The organism is Seongchinamella unica, from assembly GCF_004354085.1.
Lineage (GTDB): Bacteria > Pseudomonadota > Gammaproteobacteria > Pseudomonadales > Halieaceae > Halioglobus > Halioglobus unicus.
The window spans coordinates 665132-686277 of the sequence record NZ_SMSE01000003.1; the positions used below are offsets into that span (position 1 = coordinate 665132).

Consider the following 21146-nt stretch of genomic DNA (forward strand, 5'->3'; position numbering starts at 1 on the left):
GTTGCTGTCAGCGCCCCCGCAGGAACAGCCTGTCCAGCTCGTCCAGCCCCAGCTGGGTCCAGGTCGGGCGGCCGTGATTACACTGGCCGGAGCGCTCGGTTTCCTCCATGTCACGCAGCAGGGCGTTCATTTCCGGCACGGTCAGGCGCCGGTTGGCGCGCACCGAGCCGTGGCAGGCCATGGTAGAGAGAATTTCATCCATATGGGCCGCTATACGCTCTGAGCTGCCGAACTCGATCAGATCCGCCAGCACGTCACGCAACAGTTGCTCCACGTCAGAATCGCGCAGCGCCACCGGGATCTCGCGGATCACCAGGGCCTCTTCGCCGGCCACATCCACCGACATGCCAATGGCGCGAAACAGCTCGGCGTTCTCGCCCGCCACGTTCACCTCGCGCTGGCTCACGGCGACCGATTGCGGCACCAGCAGGGGCTGGCTGCGAATGCCCTCGGCATCGCGGGAGGCTTTCAGGCGCTCATAGGTAATGCGTTCGTGGGCGGCGTGCATGTCCACCAGCACCAGTCCGGCGGCGTTCTCCGCCAGGATGTAAATGCCCTTGAGCTGGGCCAGGGCATAACCCAGCGGGGGAACATCCTCCTCACGTCCCTGCTCGGGCAGTGACGGGTGTAACTGGCCATAGGCCGCCATCTGGTCCTTACCCTGGCTGCCGAGGCCCGGATTGGCGCTGAAGCGGGGGCCGAACCCCTGCCCCAGCTGGCCCTGCCGCGGCGGCGCGTCGGCCACCGCGGCGCCCTGTTCCGCGCCCCACGCCAGCCCGCCCTGGGTGCTGATCTCCCCGGTTTCGGTATTGATGGCCATCCCATCGCCGGTGCGCACCGTGTTGGGCGGCAACTGGTCATTGGGTCGCACGTCGGCCAGCGCCCGGTGCAGGCTGGAAAAAATGAAGTTGTGCACGCTGCGGCCATCCCGGAACCGCACCTCGTGCTTGGTGGGGTGCACATTGACATCCACCTGGGCAGGATCCACCTCCAGGTAGAGCACGAACGCCGGGTGACGACCGTGATAAAGCACGTCACGGTAGGCCTGCTTGATCGCATGGGCAACCAGCTTGTCGCGAATCACCCGCCCGTTAACGAAGAAATACTGCAGGTCGGCCTGGCTGCGGGAGAACGTGGGTAATCCCACCCAGCCCCAGAGCTTCAGACTACCGGAGGGCAGGCCGCCGCCTTCATTCTCGATATAAATGGCCTGTTCCATAAAGGCCGGGCCACAGACGCTGGCCACCCGCCGCTGCTGTTCCACCTGGCCGGTGCCGGCCTTGAGCTGGTGAATGCCGCGGCCGTTGTGGCGCAGGCTGAAGGCGACATCAAAGCGGGACAGGGCCAGCCGCTTGACCACCTCTTCCAGGTGGTTGAACTCGGTTTTTTCCGTGCGCAGGAATTTGCGCCGGGCGGGAGTATTGAAGAACAGGTCGCGCACTTCAACCGTGGTGCCCCGGGGATGGGGCGCGGGTCTGGTCACCACCTCCATCTCCCGCCCTTCACAGGCGGCGGAGCTGCCCTCGCTGCCCTGCTCGGCGGCGTTGCTGGTGAGCGTCAGGCGGGAAACCGAGCCGATACTCGCCAGGGCCTCGCCGCGAAAGCCCAGGCTAGCGACCGCCTCCAGGTCCTCCAGCGAGCTGATTTTGCTGGTGGCATGGCGGGCCATGGCCAGGGGCAGGTCATCCGCCTCGATACCGAGGCCATTGTCGCGAATCCGGATCAGCTTGACGCCCCCTGCTTCCACCTCGATATCCACCCGGGTGGCGCCGGCGTCCAGGCTGTTCTCCAGCACTTCCTTGACCACCGATGCCGGGCGCTCGACGACCTCGCCGGCGGCGATCTGGTTTGCCAGGCGGGTGGAGAGGCGATGGATTTTGGACATAGGTAACATTTTCCGGCGTGAAGCTGCCCCGCGTGACCTGACTCTTGTCATTCCCGCGCAGGCGGGGACCCAGTATCTGCGGGTGTGTGGGGGATACTACTGGATGTTTGGGGTGGTGGGCTACTTCAGGGAGCAGTTTGTGTGCGCACAATCCCTGGATCGAGGAATGAACGCAATAGCGAGCCCCGTCATTCCCGCGCACGCGGGAATCCAGGGACGTTGAAGCCAAAAACAGGGAGATCACGGGATTCCCGCTTGCCCCAGGGCACCTTCTCTTGCTGCGCAATTCACCTCATTCGCTAAGATGACGAAATCAGGTCGCAGGAATGGTCAGCTTCTGTCCCACCATGATCTTCGAACCACGGATGCCATTGGTGCTCTTGAGCGTCGACAGTGACACGTTGAAACGCTGGGCGATTCCGGACAGGGTATCACCACTGGCAATGGTGTACTCGGTCCCGCGCTGGGCCTTGTTCCAGGCGATGAGGGTGCCCGAGGGAGGATGGGCCAGCATATAGCTCCTGATCCCGGCGTGAATGGCGCTGGCCATCTTCTTCTGGTAGCTGCTGGTGGAGAGCCGTTTGGCTTCCGTGGGATTGGAAATAAACCCGGTTTCCACCAGGATCGAGGGTATATCGGGCGACTTCAGCACGGCGAAACCCGCCTGCTCCACATTTTTCTTGTGCAGCCTGGCCACGTTGTCGACATTGCGCAGCACCTGGGTGCCGACTTGCAGGCTGGCATCCAGGGTGGAGGTCATGGACAGGTCTGCCAGCACCCCGGCGAGCACGTCGTCCTTGTCCGAGAGACGAACACCACCCACCAGGTCGGCGGCGTTCTCGCGCTGGGCCAGATAGCGGGCCGCGGTACTGGTGGCGCCGCTGGTGGACAGGGCGTAGACGGAAGCGCCGTTGGCTTCGGTGCGCTTGAAGGCGTCGGCGTGGATGGACACGAACAGGTCCGCCTGGCGCTGGCGGGCCAGGTCACGTCGTCCCTTCAGGCTGATGTAGTAATCGCCGGTGCGGATCAGGGTGGGCGCAAATCCGGTATCGGCCTGGAACAGGCGGTGCAGTTCCCGGGCGATCGCCAGTACCACATCCTTCTCCCGGCGCTTGCCCGGGCCCAGTGCGCCCGGGTCCTCGCCACCGTGACCGGCATCGATGGCGATAATGATGTCGCGCTTGCTGCCCTGCTGGGCGGTTTTCTTCACCGCCGGTTTGGCAGCCGTCGCGTTCTGGTCGAAAAGGTCCACCACCAGGCGATCGCCGGCTTTCTCGTTCGCCTTCAGTGAGAAGCTGCGCGGGTCCACACTGGCACTCATGTCCATGACGATGCGCAGGTCATCCCCCTCGCGCACCGCCGAACGCACCTGGCGAATCGGGGTGTTATCCAGCTGGAGATCAGAGAGATTGGTTTTCAGCCGGGTGTCGGTGACATCCAGCACGATGCGAGTGGGGTTCTGCAGGACAAAGAGATTGTGCTCCGAGGGACCGGTGAGATCAAACACCACGCGCGTGTGGTCCGGCGCCCGCCACAGGCGCACGTCGTGCACGTCCGCCGCCATCGCGGCGCCGGCCACCAGCCAACCCAGGATCGCCCCGATCCACGCCCTGCCCATGTCACTCCCGCGCGCTGTGCGATTGTTATTGACGTTATGGTCGGGCGCCCGCCTGTAAACGCTGCAATACCGCTCGTCCCCTGGCGGTACTGGCGTCCAACTGCAGCCGACGTCCCAAGCCCTTGCGTTCTATGTTAATCACTAAATCCGCCGGGGGCAAAACGCCCAGCCCCCTGGCAGGCCACTCCACCAGGCAAATCGAGTCGCTTGTGAAATAATCACGGATTCCCATGAATTCCAGCTCCTCGGGATCGCCCAGCCGGTATAGATCGAAATGGTACAGGGTGAGTTCCCCGAGCTCGTAGGGTTCCACCAGCGTATAGGTGGGACTCTTGACCGCCCCCCGGTGGCCAAGCGCCTGGACGATGCCGCGACTGAGGGTGGTCTTGCCCATGCCAAGTTCACCCTGGAGGTGGACCACCGTACCCGGTTGCAGGGCCGCCGCCAACCGCTTACCGCATTCCACCATGGCCGCTTCGTCATCGGCCTGCCACACGATTTGCTCCCCGCTCAACCCAGCAACTCCCGCAACCAGGGCATCAGGTCCGAGGCCAGCAGGCCACGCATGCCCTCCCCGGCGGCGAGGTCGGCAGCAGCGCCGTGCAGGCAGACGCCAAGGGCCGCTGCCTCCAGCGGTCCGGCGCCCTGGGCCAGCAGCGAGCCGATCACCCCGCTGAGCACATCACCCATGCCCCCGCTGGCCATGCCGGGGTTCCCGTAATCGCCAAGCAACAGCTGTTGCGCATCCGCTACCAGGGTGCCATTGCCCTTGAGCACTGCCACCGCGCCGGTTTTGTGCTGCAGGGCGCGGCAGGCAGCAAAGCGGTCGCACTGAATATCTGCATTGCTGCAGGACAGCAGGCGTGCCGCTTCGCCGGGATGCGGGGTAATTATCATCCCGGGCCGCGGCGCCGCCTTGCCGGCGGCCAGCAGGTTGAGCCCGTCGGCATCCAGCACCAGGGGCTTGCCGCTCTTCATCGCCACCTGGAACAGGTACTCCGACCAGGGCGACTGGCCCAGGCCGGGACCCACCACCAGCACATCGGCGGACTCCAGCAGAGGCTGTAAATCCTCGCCGGACTCCACCCCTCGGGCCATCACTTCCGGCGCGCGCGCCACCAGCGCGGCAACATGCTCGGGCCGGGTCGCCACCTTTACCAGGCCTGCACCACAGCGCAGGGCGGCCTCCGCTGCCAGCGCCGCCGCCCCCGCCATACCGTAGTCACCACCGACCACCAGCACCGTGCCGTACAGGCCCTTGTGCGCGCTGGCGGGACGCGGCGGCTGCAGCTCCAACAGCGGCTCCAGCTCCAGGCGGTAACTGTCACAAGGGACCTGTCGGTACACCTGGGCCGGCACGCCCAGGTCGGCAAACTGCAGTTCGCCGGTGTGATCCCCGGCCTCCAGGGTGAACAGGCCGCGCTTGAGACCGATAAAGGTCACGGTCAGCTCAGCCCGCACCGCCCGGCCCAGCACCCGGCCCGTGTCAGAGCAAAGCCCGGAAGGGATATCCACCGCCAGCACTGCCACGTCGGCGGCGTTGATTTCATCGATCGCCTCAGCGTACGCGCCCCGGACATCGCCCCCCAGGCCAGTCCCCAGCAGGGCGTCGACGAGCACACCGGCAGACATGACCGCGCCCGGCTCAAAGTCCAGGATTTCTACCCCGTTGGCCAGCGCCTGGTTGCGGGCAAGCAGCGCATCACCGCCAATTTTATCCGCATCACCCACCTGCAAGACCCGGGTGCGAATGCCGCGCTTGTGCGCCAGGTCGGCGATGAGAAAACCGTCGCCGCCGTTGTTGCCAGTACCGCAGAGCACCTGTACGCACTCGGGGTCGGCCCAGGTATTGAGCAGGCTGTCGAAAGCGGCGTTGGCCGCCCGCGACATCAGGGTAATGCCCGGCAGCCCGTGCTCATCGATAGCGCAACGGTCGAGGGCGCGGGTCTGCTGCGCGGTGTACAATGCTTCGAAACTGGCCGTATCCACTAAAATCTCCGTCACTGTCGCGGGGAACCGTCAAGGCGGACTATCGCCCCGCCGGGAACCGATTGAATTATACGCAGATGTCCGACTCCGGTGACCTGAAATTTAGCACGCAACAGGCAGCGACCCTGCTGGCTGACCTCGAGCGCTGGGCGACGGAGCTGGGCTTCCAGCAGGTGGGCGTCAGCAACGTTGAGCTCGGCGAGCACGAAGCCTACCTGCAGAAATGGCTGGATGCCGGTTATCACGGCAGCATGGATTACATGGCCCGCCACGGCAGCAAGCGCTCGCGTCCGGCGGAGCTGGTGCCCGACACCTGCCGGGTGATCTCCCTGCGCATGAATTACCTGGCGGACGGCAGCGCCAGTGACGTGCTGGCCTCGTCCGAAAAAGCCTACATTTCCCGCTACACTCTCGGGCGCGACTATCACAAGCTGATCCGCAAGCGCCTGGCGCAGCTCGCGGCGCGTATCGAACAGGAAGCCGGCGGCGGCCGCTTCCGCGCCTTTGTCGACAGCGCCCCGGTGCTGGAGCGGGCCATTGCCGAGCAGGCGGGCCTGGGCTGGATCGCCAAGAACACCATGCTGATCAACCCGGACGCCGGTTCCTGGTTCTTCCTCGGCGAGATCTACACCGATCTACCCCTGCCGGAAACCCGCGCGCAGGAAAGCAAACACTGCGGTACCTGTACCGCCTGCCTGGAGGAATGCCCCACTGACGCGTTTGTCGGCCCCTTCCAGCTGGATGCCCGCCGCTGCATTTCCTACCTGACCATCGAGCACCACGGCCCGATCGATCCGGCGCTGCGACCGTTGATGGGCAACCGGGTCTTCGGCTGCGACGACTGCCAGCTGGTGTGCCCCTGGACCAAGTTCGCCGGCGACACCAACGAGGCCGACTTCCAGCCCCGTCACGGCCTGGCGGACGCGGAGCTGGTGGACCTGTTCCTGTGGGATGAGGAGGCGTTCCTGGCCCGCACCGAGGGGTCGGCGATCCGGCGGATCGGTTACGAGCGCTGGCTGCGCAACCTGGCGATCGGCCTGGGGAACGGGCCGCCAACGGACCAGGCGATCGCGGCTTTGGGCAAGCGGGCGGACCATCCGTCGGGCCTGGTGCGGGAACATGTCGAGTGGGCGCTGGCCAGGCTGGGGAAGGCGTCGTCAACGCCGGAATGACATCAACAGGGGGGCGGTAGATTGCCTGCCCTGCGCTCAGGCCTCCATCCGCAAAAAATGCTGCCGGTAATAACGCATCTCCTCGATCGACTCGCGGATGTCGTCCAGCGCCAGGTGCGTCCCGCTCTTGGTGAAACCCGCCTCAAGCTCCGGGCGCCAGCGCTGCATCAGGATCTTGAGGGTACTCACATCCAGGTTGCGGTAGTGAAAGAAGGATTCCAACTCCGGCAGATGGCGGGCCATGAAGCGGCGATCCTGGCAGATGGTATTGCCACACATGGGTGAGGCGTTGGCTGGCAGGTACTGTTCCAGGAAGGCCAGGGTCTCGACCGTGGCACGGCGCTCGTCGTAATCACTGGCTCGCACCCGATCCACCAGACCCGAGCGATTGTGGTGGGTGGTATTCCACTCATCCATGGCGTCCAGGCGCTCGTCCGAGGTATGGATGGCAATCACCGGCCCCTCGGCCAGGGTATTGAGGTCACTGTCGGTCACAATGGTGGCGATCTCGATGACCACGTCCTTGTCGGGGTCCAGTCCGGTCATCTCCAAATCAACCCAGATCAGGTTGCTGGCGCTTTGCATAGGGTGTCGCTCTTGATGAGGCTGTGACCGCAAGTGTAACAAATTGCCTCGACAGGCCCAGACGCTGGCCCAATAATGGGCTCATGTCGAAACGTAAACTCAGTCGCCAACAGGCCTGGCGGGTGGAAAAGATCCAGGAAGAGCGAGCCAAACGCGCCGCCCGCCGGGATGCCGCTGCGGAACAGGCAGTGACCGGCGGCGAGTTGGGACCCGAACAGGAAGGCCTGGTCATCGCCCACTACGGAACCCAGGTGGCGGTCGAGTCCGCTCCCGGTGTCAGCCAGCGCTGCCACGTGCGCGCCAATATCGAGGGCCTGGTTACCGGTGACCGGGTGGTCTGGTGCGAGGGTGATCCCACCGGCGTTGTGGTCGCGCAGCTAGGCCGCCAGAGCGTACTCTGCCGGCCGGATTCGCACGGCAAGCTGAAGGCGGTGGCGGCAAACATCGACCAGATTCTGGTGGTCATCGCCCCCTATCCCGAGCCCCATGCCAACCTCGTGGACCGCTACCTGGTCGCCGCGGAAGTGGTGGGGATCGAACCGGTTATCGTGGTCAACAAATCCGACCTGCTGGACAGGGATCCCGCGCTGCGCGAGCAACTGGAGCAGTTGATGGCGATCTACCCCGAGCTGGGTTACCAGGTGCTGTATACCTCGACCAAACAGGGCGGGCTGGAGACGCTACACGCCACCCTGCGCGAGCGCATCAGCGTATTTGTGGGTCAGTCGGGCGTCGGTAAATCCTCCCTGGTCAACGTCCTGCTGCCGGCGGCGGAGCTGCGGGTGGGCGCCTTGTCCGCGAACACCCGCAAGGGGACCCACACAACCACCACCGCCCAGCTGTTTCACCTCGACTGCGGTGGCAGCCTGATCGACTCACCGGGCATCCGCGAGTTTGGCCTCTGGCACATGGACAGGCTGGAGGTGGAGCAGGGCTTCAGGGAATTCCGTCCTCACCTGGGCCACTGCAAGTTTCGCGACTGTCACCACGAGCAGGAACCGGGCTGCGCGATTATGGCGGCGCTGGAGAGCGGCGAGATCAGCCAGACCCGACTGGACAGCTACCGCCACATCGTGGCGTCGCTGGACTAGTACTCCATCAACTTGAGATTGACGGGGTACCAGGGCCTGCTCACACGAACTGAGCTGAGCCTGCTGCCAGCGGCTCACCCAGACGGGTCGGCGTGCCGGCGGCGTATTGCGCCTCCCAGTTGATCGCCCCCCGGGGGAATAGCAGGATCACCGTCGAGCCGAGCTTGAAGCGCCCCATTTCCTCGCCCCTGGCGAGACTGACCGGGTCCGGCGCGCTGCGATAATCAACGCTGCTGGGGAGTTTCGGCGGCGGCGCCACCTGGCCGCTCCACACCGTCTCGATACCGGCAACCACCATGGCACCGACCAGTATCATCGCCATGGGCCCGAACGCGGTCTCGAAGTAGCAGACCAGGCGCTCGTTGCGGGCAAACAGCCGCTCGACGTGCTCAGCGGTCACGCCGTTGACGGAAAACAGGTCGCCGGGAACATAGGTGGTTGCCAGCAGCCTGCCCGCAAGCGGCATGTGTACCCGGTGATAATCACGCGGCGAGAGGTAGATGGTCGCGAAGCTGCCGCCGGCAAATTTTTCCGCCCACTCGGGGTCTCCCCCCAGCAGTTCCACACAGCTGTAGTCCTGGCCCTTGGCCTGGAAAATACGGCCATCGATGATATCGTCCAACTGGCTGATCGCCCCATCGGCCGGGCACACCACGTCGGCCTCGGCAACCGGTCGCGCCCCTTCCTTTAAAGGGCGGGTAAAGAAGGCGTTGAAGTTGGGGTAACGTTGGTAATCCGGTTCCTCCGCTTCACTCATGTCGACGTCGAAATGGCGAACGAACAGGCCGATGGCCTGGTTTTTCAGCCAGACGGGGTGTTCCAGTTCAGCCAGCCAGCCGGTACAACGGGAGAGCAGGTGCTGAGGCAGAATGTGCTGCAAATAGATGAAAAGTTTGTCCATGAGGCGTAGTGTATCGACTATGCGGGGAAACGAAATCAAAAACTGACGTGAAGATTTGGCTTGTACCCCTCCTGTTGGTATCTGCAGTCGCCCTGGCCCAGGAGGAACAACTCGACGAGGTCCCGGTAGCCCCGGAGGCCGACTCACAACAGGTCGAATCCGAAGAACCTCCCATCAACTGGGTAGACACCAGCCACACCGCGGTCGCGGACCAGGCCCAGGCCATGGTGGAGTGGATGGACGGTTTCTTCGGCGACCCGAACTACGACCTGGACAAGGCCGCCTCCTACCTGCGACTGGAATTTGAAAACGACTGGGAGCAAAACAAGGGCAACGACCTGGGCGTGCGCCTGCGCGGCAAAGTGCAGCTCCCCAAGATCAGCCAGCGGGTCGACCTGCTGTTCAGTGATGAGGAAGGTGACACCACCGACCAGGAAGAGCGTGAGGACAGCGACAATGTTTCCCTGCAATACAATGTCCGCAAGAGCACCCGCTCACGCTTCGACGCCACCATGGGCTTTTCATCCGGCAACCTGAAACCGGGCGTTCGTTACCGCATCGAGGGCGACCTGGATTTTGGCCGTCGCTACCGCTATATCCAGCGTATTCAGTACGAGGACGGAGAAAAGTTTTTCACCATTGGCCAGGCCGACCTTTACCAGAGCTTCAACACCCGCGACGTACTGCGCTGGAGTAACCGCCTCAAGTGGGGCGAGACCACCGAGGGAGTGGAGTGGCGTACCCGGCTGTCCCTGTTCCAGCGCTTCGCTGCGGATACTGATCGGCCGCTGGCGCTGAACCACTTTGTTTCGGTTCGGGGGGAATCCCGGCCCACCTCATTTATCAAGAATTACCGCCTGGGTACCATCTGGCGCCGCCAGGTGTATCGCGATTTCCTGTTCCTGGAAATGGAGCCGGCGATGAATTACCGACGCCGTGATTACGAGGACAGCCGCGACCTCAGCTGGAGCTTTGTCATTCGCCTGGAAATTGCCTTGTCGCGGGATTTCTCGCGGGGACGCAGTCAGGATCGTGAGGATGAGCGGGCGGCGGCGGATATGCCGGTCCCGGAAACCTGAGGGACAACGGTCATGGCTAGGACAGCGGCCAATCCACGGCCTGGGCAGATAGTGCCTCTCAGGGGCGCTGGATTCCCGCCTGCGCGGGAATGACGGAGTGGGTGCGACAAGGATGGGAACCGGCACGGGCAGAGGGACCGGCACACCGACCGGCACACCGACCGGCACGGGGACAGGGACCGGGGCAGGGACAGGGACAGGGACAGGGACAGGAATTGGCGCCCGACAGATAGAGCCGGTTGCCAGCAACCGGCGCCGGGGTCAGCGGCAACATGTGACCGGGCCTGGCCCGGTCACGATGAGCGCCACCTCGCTGCTATCGACCTACAAATTCTCCTCGGCAAACGCCGCCAGCCTGGAACGCACGATGCCGTTCACATGCATGATCCCGGCGTGGGGATAGCGCTTGCTCTTCTCCACCAGGTAGGTCAGTCCCGATGTCAGCGGACTGATGTACTTGTTGTCGATCTGGGCCAGGTTGCCCAGCACCACGATCTTGGAGTCGGCGCCCACCCGGCTGATCACTGACTTGAGCTGGAACTGGGTCAAGCCCTGACTCTCGTCGATAATGATATAGGCGTTATTGAAGGAGCGGCCGCGCATGAAGTTGAGCGACTTGAACTGGATGTTGGCCCGCTCTTTCACGTAATCGATACTGCCGTGGCAGGATTCGTCGGTACCGTGGAGGATCTCCAGGTTGTCGTCAAAGGCCGCCAGCCAGGGCGCCATCTTCTCTTCCTCGGTGCCCGGCAGGAAGCCGATCTCCTCGGCGATGGGCGGCGTTGACCGTGCCACTATCAGCTTGGAGTATTTCTTCTGCTCGAGTATCGCATGCAGGCCGTAGGACAGGGCCAGCAGGGTCTTGCCGGAACCGGCGGGGCCGGTAAGCACGGTCATGTCCACGCTGTCATCGTCGAGCAGGGACATCGCCATGGCCTGCTCCATATTGCGCGGCGCCAGTCCCCAGAAACGCTTGTGCATGAGGTTGTCGCGACTGTCGCAACGCAGGTAGACGAAGTCCTTGTCGACCCGTTTGACGAAGGCCATGAAGTCCTGATCGTCGTACAGGAACTGGTTGGGGTAGGCATGGGGAACCGACTTTCTCGGCACCCGGTGCAGGGTGCAATCCCCCTCGCGCAAGGTGTCCACCTCGCTGATTGTGGACCAGAAATCCCCTTCGATATGCTCGTAGCCCTTGGCCAGCAGGTCGATATCGTCGAGCACCCGGTCGCGCCGGTAATCTTCCACGTGCACCAGGCCGGAACCCTTGGCCTTGATGCGCATGTTGATGTCCTTGGTGACCAGGCAGACAAACTCGTTGGGATTCTCGGCCTGCAGCCGCAGGGCGACATTGATGATGCGATTGTCGTTGGCCTGGGCCGGGGTGCCGTCCAGGTAGGGCACGTCGGTATTTTCTGCCAGCAACTGGTCCGGGAAAATGGCCAGGGTGCCGGGCTGCATACCCTCCAGTTCCGACCCTGGTACCTCCACGCCCTCCTGGATTTCCTGGGGTGAGGCGGAGTCCACCACCTTGTCGATCATCTGGATGGCGATGCGCGCCTCGCGGCTCACGGTTTTGTCACGACGGTCCTTGATGTGGTCCAGCTCTTCGAGAACGGTCATGGGAATCACCACCCGGTGTTGCTTGAAGGCGGTGACGGCGGTGGGGTCGTGCAGGAGGACATTGGTGTCCAGTACATAGGTCTTTTTTACAACGGGTTTCAGGGTGGCAGATTTTTCTACGCGCAGGGCGGAGCCTGAATCCATAAAGCATTCCTCGCAGCTATTTCACTAATAGTTGGGTTTTGGTCTTGGGGAATGGGGTGACAGGCGCAGCAAAACTGCCAGGCCTGACCCGGTACTGCTGGTTGTGGGGTTTCCATGCTTGCCGCCGACTTCTGCGTTCGACGATGGTTTTTCCGGGGGGGGTGTTGGGGGTGGACTGTAGTGGAGAGCGAACAGGGCCGGAGCATGTCGAGCTCGGGGGCAGCGCAATCGCGCTTGATGTCTGACGCGTCTAAGCCAACCATCACTGGCTGGCCTGCGTCCGGAAATATTTCAAATTTCGCTTCCCGACGGGTTCATTACAGCAGCGTTGAATTTCATTACAAACGCTTCGACGGTACCTGTCAATGGAAAATAGCCACATCTGCGGGAATGACGGCAGAGGGAAGCGGGAATGCGGCGAGAAGACACGATAACTCACTGACAGCGGTGGCGATTTCCGCTAGGATAGCCCGCTTGTCTGTTCGCAATCGTAAGAATTCCCCTCCATGCTCAATCAGGACTCTCTCGCCCAGCTCAAAGGCCTCAAAACACAAATGGAGGCCGAAAAAGAGCGTGCCGAGGCGGTGGTCAAAGGTACCCAGGCCCGTTACGGATTTGCAGTCCTTGACGACGGCAGGGAAATCTTCATTCCCCCGGACGAAATGCTCAAGGCCTTTCCCGACGACCGGGTCCGGATCTGCATACGTCCGACCAAAGACAACAAGACGATTGCCGATATCGAGAAGCTCGTCGACAGCCCACTGGGTGATTTCACCGGCCGCTGCGTGCGCAAGGGCAAGGCGTTTTTCGTGGAGCCAGACCTGCCCCAGTTGAGCCGCTGGCTGTTTATCCCCCCCCACGCGCGCAACGGGGTCAAGGAAGGGGACTACGTGCGCTGCGCCATCCTCCGTCACCCGATTCGTGACGGCAAGCCACAGGCCAAGATACTCAGCGTCATTGGCAACGAGGAGACCCCCGGAATAGAAAATCTCTATTCGATGGCCAAGTACCGCCTGCCCGCCGACTGGGGAGCCACCAGCCGCAAGGAACTGGAACAGCAGCTGGCTGAATGCCGGCCGCTGGAAACCGAACGCCGCCGCGACCTCACCGATCTGGAATTCATCTCCATTGACGCGGCCAAGACCCAGGATATCGACGATGCGCTCTACGCCCAGATCGCCGATGATGGCTGGACCCTGTTTGTCGGCATCGCCGACCCCACCTCCTACATCCCCGCGGACTCCGACCTGCACCGCGACGTGGCCGCCCGCGGCACTTCCGTCTACTTCCACGGTGACGTGCTGCCGATGTTGCCGGAGGAACTTTCCCAGGATACCTGCGCCCTGTCAGAGGGGGTGGACCGACCTGCCCTGGTGTGCAAGATATCCGTACGGGACAACGGCGAGGTTGGCGAATTTGAATTTATGGAGGCGACGGTACGCTCCCGGGCCAAACTGTCCTACTACGCGGTGGACAAGTACCTCACCGGCCAGGACGATGAACTGATGAGCCATGCCTCCCCGCTGGAGGCCTTGTACCAGGTTTACCGGGCCCTGCGCGCCCACCGCGAGGAACATCACCTGGTGATGGAAGAGCGCCAGGAATACCGCTGGATCATGGACGACAACAAGCAGATCGACCATATCGAGCCCTTTGAGAAAATGCTCTCACAGAAGCTGGTGGAAGAGTGCATGATTGCCGCCAACCGCTGCGCCGCGCGCTTCCTCAATGAGCATGGCGCCAGTGGTCCCTATGTGACCCATCCCGGATTTCGCGGTGACCGGCTGGACGAGATCCGCAAGTTTCTGGAAATGCACGTGCCGGAAGCTGCCGAGCAGGACCCCACTACGGTGGCTGGCTACCGGGCCATCATTCGTGCCCTGTCGGCCCCCGAACACCCACTGCCGCTGCGGCCCATGATTAATCGCCTGCTGACCAGGGCCGAACTGGCCGCATCACCGGGGCCACATATGGGCATGGCGCTGGAGCATTACACCAACTGCACCTCGCCACTGCGCAAGTACGTGGACTTCCTGGTGCACCTGCAGATAAAGGCGGCACTCCACGGCGACGAAGCCCGGATGGTCGACGACCCACTGCTGGAGCAGCTGACGGAACGCATCAGCACCGTCCGCGCGGCGACCCTGGAGGCAGAACGCTGGCTGGCGGGCAAGCACCTGGCCCGGATGAACGAGCAGCGCGAGGGCATGACCTTCAAGGGCAAGGTCGTTCACGTCAACAGCAGCGGCTTCAACGTGCGCCTCGATGACAACGGGCTGGAAGGCTTTGTCGACCTGCGCAAGGACCCGGAAAAATTCAGTTACGACAAGTGGACCGCCAGCCTCACCAGCACTACCCGGCGCTTCCAGCTGGAGCAACCGGTCGAATTGAGGTTTACCGCGGTCGATCGTGACAACCAGCACCAGGCCAGCTTCGAATTGGTGGAGGGATGCGGCCTCAAGCCGCCGAAGGAAGAGAAAAAGGCCGCCGCAGAATAGCTGCAGCCAGGTCGCCAGTCAGTGTACCCGGCGATTCAGGGCAGTGGGCCGACTTACCGGAATCACTGCCGGGTCGGTCACTACCGGCGCTTCGTGCGCCAGTTGCCCCTGTACCTTGCTCACCAGCTTGATCATCTCGCCAACACCCAGGGCCCGCAAATAGGCGCCCATGTCCCGGTGTGAATCAAAAACCACATTGTGATCGGCATTGCGAAAGGCCCGGATAATCAACAGCTCGGAATTACTGTACTGGTTCTCTTCACCGAAAATCAGCTTGGTGAAGGTATCCACGATAGCCATTTCGCTGACCTGGCCCGCCGCCGGGCCGGTAATTGCGCGTTTCATTTCCCTTCCTCGGTGCTCCGGGTCTCACAGCTCACCCCCGGATGCGTTTGTTATGGGGTTCTGTTTTAGTATGGGCCACTGAATGTGACAGCCTGATTAAATATTAGGCAATATTTCACATTTTTGCTCAGGTTTTGAGCAAATTTACCCGGATGGGGTAGCTGTTTGGCTCTTTATTGGACTAACCCCCGGGCGCGGCTGGGCCGATATGCCTCGTCGGGACCGCCAAAAAACGTACGTCCTTGTACAGGCTCGGCTGCGGCCGTCCATGGCCGCAGACGCCCCGCCGAGGCATATCGGCCCAGCCGCGCCTGCTTAACCGAAACTGACCACCCAGAACTCCGGGTGTGCTCGGTGCCCTTGGGCGAAGGGTTCGCAGGTTCCCCTGCGGGGACGTCCGAGGGCAGGGACGCCCGAGGCCGAGCCTGGCATGGATGCCGCTTGTTGGCGGTCCCCGCAGGGATACCCGCGGAACCTGAAGCAGGGCCGAAACTTTGGGCCCTAAAGGGAGGGTTCGTCCAACGCAGGCTAATTAAAAGTGCGCGTTACCCGGCGTCCGCGGGAAGGGAATTGCGTCGCGGACGTTTTCCATGCCGGTGACGTAATTGAGCAGGCGTTCGAAGCCGAGCCCGAAACCCGCGTGGGGGACCGTGCCGTAGCGGCGCAGGTCGCGATACCACCACAGCTCCTCGCGCAGGTGCTCGTCCATGCGCGCGTCCAGCACATCGAGGCGTTCCTCGCGCTGGCTGCCGCCGATGATCTCGCCGATACCCGGGGCCAGCACATCCATGGCGGCAACGGTTTTCTCATCATCATTCAGGCGCATGTAAAAGGCCTTGATGTCTTTCGGGTAGTTCATCAGCACCACCGGGCGCCCCACGTGTTCCTCGGCGAGAAAGCGCTCGTGTTCCGAGGCCAGGTCCACGCCCCACGCCACCGGGAATTCGAATTTCCTGCCGGATTTCCTCAGGATGTCGATGGCCTCGGAGTAATTCATGCGCTCAAAGCGATTGTCGATCACCCCGCGCAGGCGGTCCAGGACCGTGTTGTCGATGCGCTGCTGGAAGAAGGCCATGTCGTCCTCGCACTCATCCAGTACCCGGGTGAATATGTGCTTGAGCAGGTCTTCCGCCAGGTCGGCGTCGTCGTCGAGGTCGGCAAAGGCGATCTCCGGTTCCACCATCCAGAACTCTGCCAGGTGACGGCTGGTGTTGGAATTCTCCGCCCGGAAAGTCGGACCGAAGGTGTAGACCTTGCTCATGGCCAGGCAGTAGGACTCGACTTCCAGCTGGCCGGAAACCGTCAAAAAGGACTCGCCGGCGAAGAAGTCCCGGCCATAATCCACACTACCCTGGTCGGTGAGCGGCAGGTTGGTCATATCGAGGGTACTGACCCGGAACAGTTCGCCGGCACCCTCGCAGTCACTGCCGGTGATGATGGGTGTATTGATCCAGTTGAAGCCGTGCTGATAGAAGTAATTGTGAATCGCATTGGCCAGGCTGGTACGCACCCGGGTTATGGCGCCAAAAGTATTGGTCCGCGGCCGCAGGTGAGCCTGGGTACGCAGGTATTCAAAGCTGTGGCGTTTCTTGGCGATGGGATATGACTCGGCATCATCGACCCAGCCGACCACTTCCACCGAGGTGGCCTGAATTTCGACACTCTGGCCCTTGCCCTGCGACTCCACCAGTTCGCCGCTGACCACCACGGCACAACCGGTGGAGAGCCTGAGGACTTCCGCTTCATAGTTGGCAAGGTCGCTGGGCACCACCGCCTGGATGGCGTCAAAGGCTGTGCCATCGTGCACCGCAAGGAAGGAAATGCCGGCCTTGGAGTCGCGCTTGCTGCGCAACCAACCGCGCACGGTAACCTGCGAGCCGACGTCGACTTCACCCTTGAGGGCGGCGGCGACACTGGTAGATTCAGACATGGTGATCTCTCCGCTGTAGAAGGCGCGGAGGATACCGGATTGGCCGGGTTCCGTCATGTACAGCAAGCCCCACGGGGTTGCGGGAGACGGGCGTCAGCTGCGGGCCGGGCACTGCGCAATCAGCGCGCCAGCCGGGTCAGCTTTGCGCCCTCGAGGCTGAGATCCGCCATCAGGCCCGCGTCGGTTAACACGAAACCGAGCACCTCCTCCCGGATATCGCCCGAAGACAGCTCGGCCAGTGATTCCGGGGTGATTAACGCCACCTCCCCGTCCATCCCGACCCTGAACACCCGGTGACCGAGAAAGTCATGCAGCGACTGTTTGGTCACGAAGACAATGACTTCGGACTTGAACCCGACACCGAGCGGCAGGCCAAAGGGCGCACCAGCGGTGGAGTAGTAACCCTCGGGCTTGCCATCGACGAGCAGCACGCCCTCGCCGTACTGGTCACCGACCCCAAATCCGACCTTGACGATGTCCGGGAAGACCAGCACGCCGGCGGCGTCACGCAACAGTTGCCCGCTTGCGCCGACCTGCTGTCGCAGGTGGGAGAGCAATTCAGCGCTTTTGGCCTGGATCTGCTCCAGCGTATCGGCACTCGCGCCCTGCGACCACAATGCCAGGGCAAGACAAAACAGGTGGGTAATCCTGCGCATGGGACACTCCCTTGGCCTAAAGGCTGAGTTTTTCGCCCACCATGGACTCAGACATCTGCCACAGCTGGTCGGCCAGATCGGGATCCAGGGCGTAGTCTTCCACACCGGCATCGCTCCCCGGGGTGGCGGCCCCGGCAATGTGGCAGTCCTCCAGGTACAGCCCGCCCTTGCCCTCCAACTCCGCCGAGGTGGCGGCCCAGACACTGGTTGCGGAGCCCTGCTCCACGGTCTTGAAGACGATATCGGCGATGTCCCTGCCCCTCAGTATCGCTTCCATATCGGCGGGCTCCATGTGCCGGCTGAGTTCAGTCATGATCATGCCCGGGTGCACTGCCAGGGAGCGCACACCCTGGTCCCGCAGGCGCTTATCAAGGGCAACCGTAAACAGGGCGTTAGCAGTTTTGGACTGCCCGTAAGCGGACCATTTCTCGTATTCACGGCGCTGGTAATTGGGATCATCGAGGTCCAGGGCGCCGAACTTGTGCCCGGCAGAACTTAGGTTGATGACCCGCGCTGGCGCCCCGGCCACCAGTGCCGGCGCCAACAGGCAGGTCAGCAGGAAATGGCCAAGGTGGTTGGTGCCGAACTGCATTTCAAAACCCTGGACTGTGCGCATGAGCGGGCAGGCCATGACCCCGGCATTATTGATCAACAGGTTGATCTGCGGGCATTTTTCCCGGATCTCGCGGGCGCCAGCGCGCACGCTGTCGAGGTCTGCCAGGTCAAGCAGAACCGTGTCAATCCGGGCGCTGGGCAGGGCTTCGCGCAGGGTGGCGACCGCCGCATCCAGCTTGGTCGCGTCCCGGGCCACCATCATCACCGCAGCACCGGCGCCGGCAAGCGCCCGCGTGGTCTCGACCCCGAGACCTGATGAAGCGCCGGTGACAACAGCCTGTTTGCCGCTGAGGTCTATACCGCTGATCACTTCGTCGGTGGTGGAATCGAAACCAAATGCAGTCATTGTGGATCTCCTTTTCGTTGGGGCCCTATTGTGACCCCGGGGCTTAGCCGCTTTAATGGCCGCAGGGGCCAGGACCACTGGCACACTCGATACGGAGCACAGCATCAACCATGAAAGCACAGCAAATCAAGGACTTTGAGGCCGGCGACTATATGAGCCTTGCCACGCGCAAGAAGTCGGGGGAGTGGGTGGCCACCCCGGTCTGGTTCGCGCCACTGGCGGGCAGTTACTATGTGTTTTCCGCCGGCCACGCGGGCAAGGTGAAACGCCTGCGAAACTTCAGCGATGCCAGGATTGCCCGCTGCACTGTCACCGGCAGGATCACCGGCGAGACGTTCGAGGCGGACGCCTTTGTCCTCGAGGGCAAGGATGAGGCCACCGCACTCAAGGCCCTGCATCTCAAGTACGGCCTCAAAATGAAAATCACGGATATTTTCTCTGCCCTGAGCGGCAAAAAACAGCAACGCGCCTATATCCGGGTCGACCCCCGCTAGCTACCGGGGTCATGGCGCCGACGCCATGGCGCGACTGATGGCCTCGTACTGGGCCCGGTAGGTTTCCTGCTCGTTGTACAGGTTGGCCTGGTTGATGGCCTTGTCGATGTAGCGCAGCGCCGCCCGCGGCTGACCCAGCTCCCGATAGATAAGCCCCATGGAGTACAGCAGCCTGGCGTCGTTCGGCTCCAGGTCCAGGGCGTCGCTGTAGTGAACCCTGGCGCCTCGCCAGTCCCCCTCCTCCGCCGCCTGGTCGCCCAGCCAGGCATGGTAGAAGGGGTTGGTGTCGCGGTAGCTATCGACCCTGGCCAGCCAGTAGGCATGCTCCTCCTCGCGTCCCAGCAGTTCATACAGGACCATCAGGTTATTCATCGCCGAGCGTTCCCAGGGATCGATTTCCAGGGCTTGCAGATAGGCCATTTCGGCCGCTTCATGTTGCTCCGTGCGCCGGTATACCACGCCCAGATTGACCCACAGGTGGGCCATGCGCGGGCTTAACTGCAGGGCGCGCACCTCGTGAAGCCAGGCCTCGCCCAGTTGATCACGGGCCAGTGCATTCATGGCGATATTGTTGTGGTACAGCGCCTGGGCATCGCGATCAGCGATCTCCCGGGAGCCGGCGATATCGCGCGCGGGCAACGGGTCGAGGTCGACCATGAACTGCTCCGTGGAGCTCAGGTGTACGACCGCGTTAACGTGCAGGCGAACCGCCACCCGCTCTCCCATGCGGGTCCAACTGGGCCTTACATCCAGCCACTGGTAGCGGGCATCCAGGCCCGCCTCCCTGGCCAGGGCAACAAACAGGTTGGCATAGGACAGGCAATTGGCCGACCGGCGGTGAAACGCCTCCCGGGCGGTGCCCTCGGCGAAGGGGTCGTAGTCCACACCGAGGGTGGCCGGACCGCTGACCGCTCGATGCAGCATGCGCAGGCGCTGGCGGCGGGAGCCGATTCCAGCGGTGTAGGTGTCTACGAAATGGCGCATCTCCTCATCCAGGGCCAACAGATCAGGGGTTTGTACCCGCTGGGAGACGTCGGCGATGGACAGTGTCTGGCCATGGAGGGACAGCGGCGCAATATTGGCAACCGCCATGGAGGCCGGGCCATGGCTGGCGCAGGCGCTGCACAGCAGGGAAACCAGCAGGCAAAGCGCTCTCCAGCCCCCCGGGAAGGGCGCAACGCCGTGAGTAAACCAGCCTGCGGGTTGTTGTGCCATAACCTGCCTCTACCCCCAGTATAACCGAGTTTGACCCAGGTCAATGCGCGATCAGCACGCCGGCGGCACTGTTACCCCCAATGTCAATGTTTCTGTCTAACATTAATAAAAGGAGCAAGCACATGACCCAGCACTTACTCGAGGAAGACACCGTCGCCGATAGGCAGGCCATGCGGCGCCTGGCCACCGTCATCGGGTGTTTTGTGGTCGCTACGGCGATTCTCGCGCTGGTCGTGGGACTGACAATGGGCTGACGCCCGGGGACTTGCTCAGGCCGCAGTGTGCAGCCCGCATTCGCGGCCGTCGTGGACCTTTGTGGGGTCGAAGTAGTGACGGCAGGTGGGCAGTGCATGCTGCTCCATATAGGCTTCCACGTCGTCTTCTGACCAGTTGAAAATGGGGGCCACCTTGATGATCCCCCGGCTGTCCATGGAGACAATATCCAGGGACTGGCGGTGCTCGGTTTCTTCCTTGCGAATACCGGTCAGCCAGATCTCGGGTTTGAAATCTTCCAGCGCCCGGGCGAAGGGTTCGAGCTTCACCTGGTGGGTAAACGCCTGGTGGCGTTCTTCCTCGTCCACGGTGGGTACGCCGCCCATGATCGCGTTGCGCCGTTCGGAGGTCATCAGCGGGGAATAGACGTGGATATTCAGTTCCAGGTCACGGATCAGGCGTTCGGCCACGATGTAGGTATCGCGCAGGTTGTAACCGGTATCGACCCAGATGGTGGGCACATGCTTGTCCACCTCACTCACCAGGTGCAGCATCACCGCCGCGTTCCTGCCCATGCTGGTGGTGGCGATGGTTTTCGCCTGCAACGCCAGTGCCCAGCGCACGATCTCCTGTGCGCTGGCATCGCGCAGGGCTTCGTTCACACTGTCCAGGTCCAAATCCAGCACTGGCACTGCTCTCATCATGGTCATCGGAACCGAACTTTAATGAATCAAAACCCGGTTTACA

At 62.7% G+C, this 21146-nt stretch carries 19 protein-coding genes; 6 read left to right on the forward strand and 13 right to left on the reverse strand.

The genetic code is table 11. The features are described 5' to 3' along the window. Positions 1–7: 7 nt before the first annotated feature. The 4 genes from mutL to E2F43_RS15290 form a co-directional block, all read right to left on the reverse strand. A complete protein-coding gene (gene mutL / locus E2F43_RS15275; protein ID WP_133214157.1) occupies positions 8–1885 on the reverse strand; it encodes a DNA mismatch repair endonuclease MutL in 1878 nt (625 codons plus the stop codon). Positions 1886–2198: 313 nt separating this feature from the next. Beyond that, entirely contained in the window at positions 2199–3503 is a 1305-nt protein-coding gene (locus E2F43_RS15280) for an N-acetylmuramoyl-L-alanine amidase (protein WP_133214159.1), read from the reverse strand. A 34-nt stretch (positions 3504–3537) separates the two neighbouring features. After that, on the reverse strand, positions 3538–4017 hold the full coding sequence (gene tsaE / locus E2F43_RS15285) for a tRNA (adenosine(37)-N6)-threonylcarbamoyltransferase complex ATPase subunit type 1 TsaE (protein ID WP_275259683.1): 480 nt from the start codon (positions 4015–4017) through the stop codon (positions 3538–3540). After that, positions 4014–5492 carry an NAD(P)H-hydrate dehydratase gene (locus tag E2F43_RS15290; protein WP_133214161.1) on the reverse strand — a complete coding sequence of 493 codons (1479 nt, stop codon included), beginning with the start codon at positions 5490–5492 and terminating at the stop codon, positions 4014–4016. The genes tsaE and E2F43_RS15290 overlap by 4 nt, the downstream gene beginning before the upstream one ends. Positions 5493–5569: 77 nt before the next feature. Here E2F43_RS15290 and queG point away from each other — a divergent pair, with 77 nt between their 5' ends. Next, positions 5570–6664, forward strand: a complete 1095-nt coding sequence (gene queG, locus E2F43_RS15295; RefSeq protein ID WP_133214381.1) for a tRNA epoxyqueuosine(34) reductase QueG — start codon at positions 5570–5572, stop codon at positions 6662–6664. Between the two features lie 36 nt (positions 6665–6700). On the opposite strand, the gene orn is transcribed toward queG, so the two are convergent. Next, a complete protein-coding gene (gene orn, locus E2F43_RS15300; RefSeq protein ID WP_133214163.1) occupies positions 6701–7249 on the reverse strand; it encodes an oligoribonuclease in 549 nt (182 codons plus the stop codon). Positions 7250–7332: 83 nt separating this feature from the next. Between orn and rsgA the strand changes: the two genes are divergently transcribed. After that, positions 7333–8340, forward strand: coding sequence for a small ribosomal subunit biogenesis GTPase RsgA (gene rsgA, locus E2F43_RS15305; protein WP_133214165.1), 1008 nt, complete (start codon positions 7333–7335; stop codon positions 8338–8340). A gap of 40 nt (positions 8341–8380) precedes the next feature. Here rsgA and asd read toward each other — a convergent pair whose 3' ends face one another. Next, the gene (gene asd, locus E2F43_RS15310) at positions 8381–9241 is read right to left on the reverse strand and encodes an archaetidylserine decarboxylase (protein WP_133214167.1); all 861 of its coding nucleotides are present in this window, start codon (positions 9239–9241) and stop codon (positions 8381–8383) included. Positions 9242–9288: 47 nt separating this feature from the next. Here asd and E2F43_RS15315 point away from each other — a divergent pair, with 47 nt between their 5' ends. Continuing rightward, a complete protein-coding gene (locus tag E2F43_RS15315) occupies positions 9289–10320 on the forward strand; it encodes a hypothetical protein (protein ID WP_133214169.1) in 1032 nt (343 codons plus the stop codon). Between the two features lie 324 nt (positions 10321–10644). Here E2F43_RS15315 and E2F43_RS15325 read toward each other — a convergent pair whose 3' ends face one another. Continuing rightward, a complete protein-coding gene (locus E2F43_RS15325; RefSeq protein ID WP_133214173.1) occupies positions 10645–12087 on the reverse strand; it encodes a PhoH family protein in 1443 nt (480 codons plus the stop codon). Positions 12088–12593: 506 nt separating this feature from the next. On the opposite strand from E2F43_RS15325, the gene E2F43_RS15330 reads away from it, so the two are divergent. Beyond that, on the forward strand, positions 12594–14585 hold the full coding sequence (locus E2F43_RS15330; protein WP_133214175.1) for a ribonuclease R family protein: 1992 nt from the start codon (positions 12594–12596) through the stop codon (positions 14583–14585). 18 nt (positions 14586–14603) lie between these two features. Here E2F43_RS15330 and E2F43_RS15335 read toward each other — a convergent pair whose 3' ends face one another. The 4 genes from E2F43_RS15335 to E2F43_RS15350 all read right to left on the reverse strand — a co-directional run bounded on the left by E2F43_RS15335 (position 14604) and on the right by E2F43_RS15350 (position 18477). Next, positions 14604–14930, reverse strand: coding sequence for a hypothetical protein (locus E2F43_RS15335; RefSeq protein WP_133214177.1), 327 nt, complete (start codon positions 14928–14930; stop codon positions 14604–14606). A 532-nt stretch (positions 14931–15462) separates the two neighbouring features. Then, complete coding sequence (gene asnS / locus E2F43_RS15340) at positions 15463–16860, reverse strand: asparagine--tRNA ligase (RefSeq protein WP_133214179.1); 1398 nt, start codon at positions 16858–16860, stop codon at positions 15463–15465. Positions 16861–16979: 119 nt separating this feature from the next. Further along, positions 16980–17516: a lipid-binding SYLF domain-containing protein gene (locus tag E2F43_RS15345; protein WP_133214181.1), complete on the reverse strand. Its 537-nt coding sequence runs from the start codon at positions 17514–17516 to the stop codon at positions 16980–16982. A gap of 16 nt (positions 17517–17532) precedes the next feature. Continuing rightward, positions 17533–18477, reverse strand: a complete 945-nt coding sequence (locus E2F43_RS15350; protein ID WP_133214183.1) for an SDR family NAD(P)-dependent oxidoreductase — start codon at positions 18475–18477, stop codon at positions 17533–17535. A gap of 110 nt (positions 18478–18587) precedes the next feature. Between E2F43_RS15350 and E2F43_RS15355 the strand changes: the two genes are divergently transcribed. After that, the gene (locus E2F43_RS15355) at positions 18588–18971 is read left to right on the forward strand and encodes a PPOX class F420-dependent oxidoreductase (RefSeq protein ID WP_133214185.1); all 384 of its coding nucleotides are present in this window, start codon (positions 18588–18590) and stop codon (positions 18969–18971) included. A 9-nt stretch (positions 18972–18980) separates the two neighbouring features. Here the strand turns inward: E2F43_RS15355 and E2F43_RS15360 are convergent, their stop codons facing one another. Then, complete coding sequence (locus E2F43_RS15360) at positions 18981–20186, reverse strand: tetratricopeptide repeat protein (RefSeq protein ID WP_133214187.1); 1206 nt, start codon at positions 20184–20186, stop codon at positions 18981–18983. A 122-nt stretch (positions 20187–20308) separates the two neighbouring features. On the opposite strand from E2F43_RS15360, the gene E2F43_RS19480 reads away from it, so the two are divergent. After that, complete coding sequence (locus E2F43_RS19480) at positions 20309–20440, forward strand: hypothetical protein (RefSeq protein ID WP_275259684.1); 132 nt, start codon at positions 20309–20311, stop codon at positions 20438–20440. Positions 20441–20455: 15 nt separating this feature from the next. Here E2F43_RS19480 and E2F43_RS15365 read toward each other — a convergent pair whose 3' ends face one another. Continuing rightward, the gene (locus E2F43_RS15365; RefSeq protein ID WP_238946946.1) at positions 20456–21085 is read right to left on the reverse strand and encodes a phosphoadenosine phosphosulfate reductase domain-containing protein; all 630 of its coding nucleotides are present in this window, start codon (positions 21083–21085) and stop codon (positions 20456–20458) included. Positions 21086–21146 lie beyond the last annotated feature (61 nt).

Coding starts and splice junctions, on each gene's coding strand:
- mutL (WP_133214157.1), bottom strand. CDS start 1,885: ATGTCCAAAATCCATCGCCTCTCCACCCGCCTGGCAAACCAGATCGCC.
- E2F43_RS15280 (WP_133214159.1), bottom strand. CDS start 3,503: ATGGGCAGGGCGTGGATCGGGGCGATCCTGGGTTGGCTGGTGGCCGGC.
- queG (WP_133214381.1), top strand. CDS start 5,570: ATGTCCGACTCCGGTGACCTGAAATTTAGCACGCAACAGGCAGCGACC.
- orn (WP_133214163.1), bottom strand. CDS start 7,249: ATGCAAAGCGCCAGCAACCTGATCTGGGTTGATTTGGAGATGACCGGA.
- rsgA (WP_133214165.1), top strand. CDS start 7,333: ATGTCGAAACGTAAACTCAGTCGCCAACAGGCCTGGCGGGTGGAAAAG.
- asd (WP_133214167.1), bottom strand. CDS start 9,241: ATGGACAAACTTTTCATCTATTTGCAGCACATTCTGCCTCAGCACCTG.
- E2F43_RS15325 (WP_133214173.1), bottom strand. CDS start 12,087: ATGGATTCAGGCTCCGCCCTGCGCGTAGAAAAATCTGCCACCCTGAAA.
- E2F43_RS15330 (WP_133214175.1), top strand. CDS start 12,594: ATGCTCAATCAGGACTCTCTCGCCCAGCTCAAAGGCCTCAAAACACAA.
- E2F43_RS15335 (WP_133214177.1), bottom strand. CDS start 14,930: ATGAAACGCGCAATTACCGGCCCGGCGGCGGGCCAGGTCAGCGAAATG.
- asnS (WP_133214179.1), bottom strand. CDS start 16,860: ATGTCTGAATCTACCAGTGTCGCCGCCGCCCTCAAGGGTGAAGTCGAC.
- E2F43_RS15345 (WP_133214181.1), bottom strand. CDS start 17,516: ATGCGCAGGATTACCCACCTGTTTTGTCTTGCCCTGGCATTGTGGTCG.
- E2F43_RS15350 (WP_133214183.1), bottom strand. CDS start 18,477: ATGACTGCATTTGGTTTCGATTCCACCACCGACGAAGTGATCAGCGGT.
- E2F43_RS15355 (WP_133214185.1), top strand. CDS start 18,588: ATGAAAGCACAGCAAATCAAGGACTTTGAGGCCGGCGACTATATGAGC.
- E2F43_RS15360 (WP_133214187.1), bottom strand. CDS start 20,186: ATGGCACAACAACCCGCAGGCTGGTTTACTCACGGCGTTGCGCCCTTC.
- E2F43_RS19480 (WP_275259684.1), top strand. CDS start 20,309: ATGACCCAGCACTTACTCGAGGAAGACACCGTCGCCGATAGGCAGGCC.